Source organism: Paraburkholderia oxyphila NBRC 105797, assembly GCF_000685075.1.
GTDB classification, from domain to species: Bacteria; Pseudomonadota; Gammaproteobacteria; order Burkholderiales; family Burkholderiaceae; genus Paraburkholderia; species Paraburkholderia oxyphila.
Genome location: NZ_BAYD01000219.1, coordinates 1 through 4,507 on the forward strand (window position 1 = coordinate 1; position 4,507 = coordinate 4,507).

The following is a 4,507-nucleotide window of genomic DNA, read 5'->3' on the forward strand; positions in this document are numbered from 1 at the left end:
GTCGCTCGCGTGGGCGGTTGTGGCGCCGGTGCTGATCGTCGCGCTGGTGGCGGGGCTCCTGTACGGCGCGGCGACCACCGAGCGCGGCACGGCCTGGGTGTGGCGCGCAGCGGTGAAGGTGCTGGGCGGCCAACTCGCGGGCACGCTCGACGGCGGCACGATCGCGACGGGCCTGCGCCTGCGCGACGTGAGCTGGCGCGGCAAGGACGGCACGACCTTCGCGGTCGACCGCGTGAGCAGCCAGTGGGCGCTGGAGGTCCACGAGAAGCGGCCCTGGCGTTTCGTGCTCGACTATCTGCATGTGGGCAACATCGATGCGCGCATCGTGCCGTCCACCGAGCCATCGTCGCCTATGACACTGCCGGGCGACCTGCGGTTGCCGCTCGCGCTCGAGATCCGCGATCTGCGCGTGGCGAAGCTCACGCTGCACGAGGGCGCCTCGGCCACCGAGTTCTCGAATTTCGCATTCCACGGGCGCAGCGACGGGCGGCATCACGAGGCGGCCGTCGAGCAGCTCGACACGCCCTACGGCGCGGTGAGCGCGAGCGCGAAGCTCGACGGGGTGCGGCCGTTCGCACTCACGGGCGAGCTTGGCTATGCGGGCAAGGTGAACAACGAGGCGGTGCAGGTGAACGCGCGCCTTGGCGGCTCGCTCGAGGCGCTCAGCGCCGACATCGCGGCGAGCGGCATGAAGCTGGCGGGGCAGGCGCATGTCGAGGCGGCGCCGTTTGCGGCCGTGCCGCTCAAGCGCGCGACGCTCGCCTTCGATCACGTGAACCCGCAGGCGTTCGCACCGGGCGCGCCGTTCGCGGACCTGGCCCTGCATGCCGACCTGGAGCCGGCGCAGGACGCGGTCACGCCGTTCGTGCCCGAGACGGCGGCGTTGGCAGCGGCGTCCGGCGTTCGTGGCGCTTCGGCGGCGGCATCGGCATCGGCATCGGCATCGGCAGCGGCAACGCGCCCGCGCGGCGCGTCCGCGGCGCACGCACGCAACGCTTCGGCCGGCGTGGCCGCTGGGGCGTCGGCTGTTGCACCGGCTTCCGCCACCGCCCTCGCTTCCAGCACCGCCGGTGCGGCGCCTGGCCACGAGAACCCCAATGCGGCCGGCTTCACGGTCGCGGGCAAGGTGTCGATCGTCAACGCGAAGCCGGGGGCGATCGACGCGCACTTGCTGCCGCTCATCGAGGCGCGCACGGACGTCGTGCTCGATGCGCATACGCAACGTCTCTCGAACCTGAACGTGCGGCTCGTGAAAAACGCGACGGTGACCGGTAGTGGCGTGCTGAGCGGCCGCAACGGCCGCTTCGCCCTCAAGGTGGCGGCCCTCGATCTGAACGCGCTCGAAGCGAGCGTGCTCCCGACACAGCTGGCGGGCCCGATCACGGTGCATCTGGCCGACGACGTGCAGAGCGTCGCGCTCGATCTCGCCGATCCGAAGGCCGCGCTGCGCCTGCAGGGCAAGGTGACGCAGGATCCCGCGCGCCTTGCCTTCAACGACGTGCGCCTGACCTCGGGGGCCGGGCATCTCGACCTCACGGGCGCGCTCAAGCACGACGCCCATTCCTCGTACACGCTCAAGGCGGTGCTGACCGATTTCGATCCACTCTCGCTCGCGTCGCAGGTGCCGGCGCAAAAGGGCACGGCCGCCCGTAAGGCGGCACAACCCGCGGCCAGGCCCGCGGCGCCTACCGGGGCGCAGGACGTTGCGCGCAATACCACGCAAACCGGCACACAAACCTCGACGCAAAGCGCAGCACCGAAAACGGCGGCGCGGACCGCGTCCGCGGGCAAATCCGCGCAGAAGAGCCCACAGCAAGCCCCAACGCGCCGCATCACGGCACGCGTGAACGGCACGCTCGACGCGAGCGGCATGCTCGCGCCCGCCCTCACGACGAAGGCCGAGTTCAAGCTCGGGCCGAGCGTCTACGACGACCTGCCGCTCACCGGCCAGGGCCTCATTCAGCTCGCGGGCTCACGCATTCTGCCGAGCCGCGCGAATCTTTCGGTCGCGGGCAATACTGTCGACTTGCAAGGCAGCTTTGGCGCCAGCGGCGACCGCCTGCGCTTTCGCGTGGACGCACCGCAGCTCGACCGGCTCGGCTTCGGCGTCGCGGGCCAGCTCGCGGCAAGCGGCGACCTGACCGGCACCTTCGCGCATCCGGACGTGGCGCTCGACTACAAGGCCGAGAACGTGGTGTTCGGCGAGAACCGCGTCGGCCACGCCGAGGGCCGGGCCGAGGCGCGCGACGGCGCGAACGGCGCGCTCGCGTTCAGCGCCGACGCAAGCGGTGTCGCCGTGGCGGGCGTCGACATCACGACCTTGAGCGCGCGCCTGTCCGGCACGCGCGCGAAGCACACGCTCACCGCGAGCGCGAAGGGCAAGGTACAGGGGCAGCCGATCGACTTCGCGGTGGCGGCCAACGGCAAGCTCTCGGATACGCCCGAAGGCACGCGCTGGGACGGCACGGTGACGCAACTCGAGAACCGCGGCGTGCCGGGCGTGCAACTGGAGGCGCCGGTGACCGTGAGCGCGGGCCCGGGCAAGGTCGCGCTCGGCGCGACGCGCATCGCGGCCCTGGGCGCCTCGCTCGACCTGAAGTCGTTCGACCTCGACCACGGCCGCATCCGCTCGGCGGGCGCGCTCACGAACGTCTCGGTCGCGCGCATCATGCAATTGCGCCAGCAGTTCACCGGCGTGCCGTCCACGCTCAAAACCGATCTGATCTTCGATGGCGACTGGGACTTCTCGATCGGCCAGAGCGCGAGCGGCTATGTGCAGGTGAAGCGCCGCTCGGGCGACATCACGACCGAGATCGGGCGCGGTCTCGCCTCGCTCGGCATCGGCGATCTCAATGCGCGCGCGGCCTTCAGCGGCGGCAATCGCCTCACGCTCACCGCGCATGCGCAGGCGAGCCGCGTAGGCACGCTCGACATCGACACGAACACGACGCTCGTGCCGCGCGACGGCATGCTCACGGTGGCCGAAGAAGCGCCGCTCGGCGGCACGATCAAGGCGAACGTGCCTTCGCTGAAGACTACCGGCGGCCTGCTGGGCCCGACCTACCTGCTCGATGGCCATCTCGCGCTGCAGCTCGCACTGGGCGGCACGCTCGCGAAGCCGAACCTCACGGGCTCGCTCATTGGCGACGGCATTTCCGCGACCGTGGTCGACCAGGGCGTCGAGCTCAAGGACGGCACGATCCGCATCGCGCTGTCGAAAAATCTCGTCGACTTCCAGCAGGTCGAGTTCCATGGCGCGACGAGCGGCACGCTGCGCGCGACGGGCCGCGTGCGCCTCGACAACGACGAGCCCGACCTCACCGCGAGCATCATCGCGGACAAGCTCGAGCTGTTTGCTTCGCCCGACCGCAAGCTGTCGCTGTCGGGCAGCGCGAGCATCGCCAATGGCGGGCATCTGGGGGGCATGCAGATCGACGGCAAGTTCACTGTCGATCGCGCGCGCTTCGACTTGCCCGAGTCGGCCGCGCCCGCGCTCGGCGACGACGTCGTGATCGTGCGTCCCGACGGCACGACGACAGGCGGCACGCCGCCGCCCATCGAAGAGACCGCCTCGAAGAAGCCCGCGCCGCGCTTCGCGCCACGCGCGAACGTCGCCATCGACCTCGGGCGCGACTTCCGCTTCCACGGGCAGGGCGCGGACCTCGGCCTCGCCGGCACGATCACCGTGAACAGTGCGCCGGACGTGCCGCTGCGCGCGGTCGGCAACGTGCGCGTGACCGAAGGGTCCACCTATACGGCGTTCGGCACCAAGCTGGCCATCGAGAACGGCTTCTTCACGTTCAACGGGCCGGTCGGCAATCCGGGCATCAACATTCTCGCCATGCGGCGCAATCAGCAGGTGGAGGCGGGCGTGCAGGTCACGGGCACGGTTCAGGCGCCGGTGGCCAAGCTCGTTTCCGAGCCGAACGTGCCCGACAACGACAAGCTTTCGTGGCTCCTGTTCGGCCACGGCACCGACCAGGGCAACAACGTCGGCCAGCAGAACGCGATGACGACGGCGCTCGCGCTGCTCGGCAGCTCACAAGGCAAGCGCATCGCGCAGAGCATCGGCCTCGACGAAATTTCGATCGGGCGCAGCGAGGTGGGCCTGACCGATCCCGAGGTCGTGCTGCTCTCGAAGGCCATCAACGAATGGCTCGTGCTCGGCTACGAACAGGGGCTGCAGTCGGCCTCGAACGCGATCAAGGTCACGCTCAACCTGACGCGCTACTGGTCCGTGGCCGCCTATGGCGGCACGTTCTACGGCGCCGACGTTCTCTATACGCGGCGCTTCGATCGCATCAAGTGGTAGCGCCATCGGCGCGGGGTGGGTTAGCGCGTCTCGCGTCGCGGGCCTGCCTCAGCTGCGCTTGTTGATCGAGCGCTTGCGCATAGCCGTCGAGCGCGGTCCCGGTTTCCTTGAGCGCATGGAGCGCGGCCATGACCGCGCTGAGCGAGGTGGCGAACATGATTAGTTGCGTCGACGCCGGTCTTATCCCATTAATCG

The 4,507-nt window shown here is 70.0% G+C and carries 2 protein-coding genes; one reads left to right on the forward strand and one right to left on the reverse strand.

The window, feature by feature from the left end:
- Positions 1-4,312 (forward strand): translocation/assembly module TamB domain-containing protein (locus tag BO1_RS48100; RefSeq protein ID WP_028223681.1); only part of this gene is annotated, 4,312 nt, incomplete at its 5' end.
- Here BO1_RS48100 and BO1_RS60030 read toward each other — a convergent pair.
- Positions 4,302-4,507 (reverse strand): hypothetical protein (locus BO1_RS60030; RefSeq protein WP_218002881.1); only part of this gene is annotated, 206 nt, incomplete at its 5' end. The genes BO1_RS48100 and BO1_RS60030 overlap by 11 nt on opposite strands.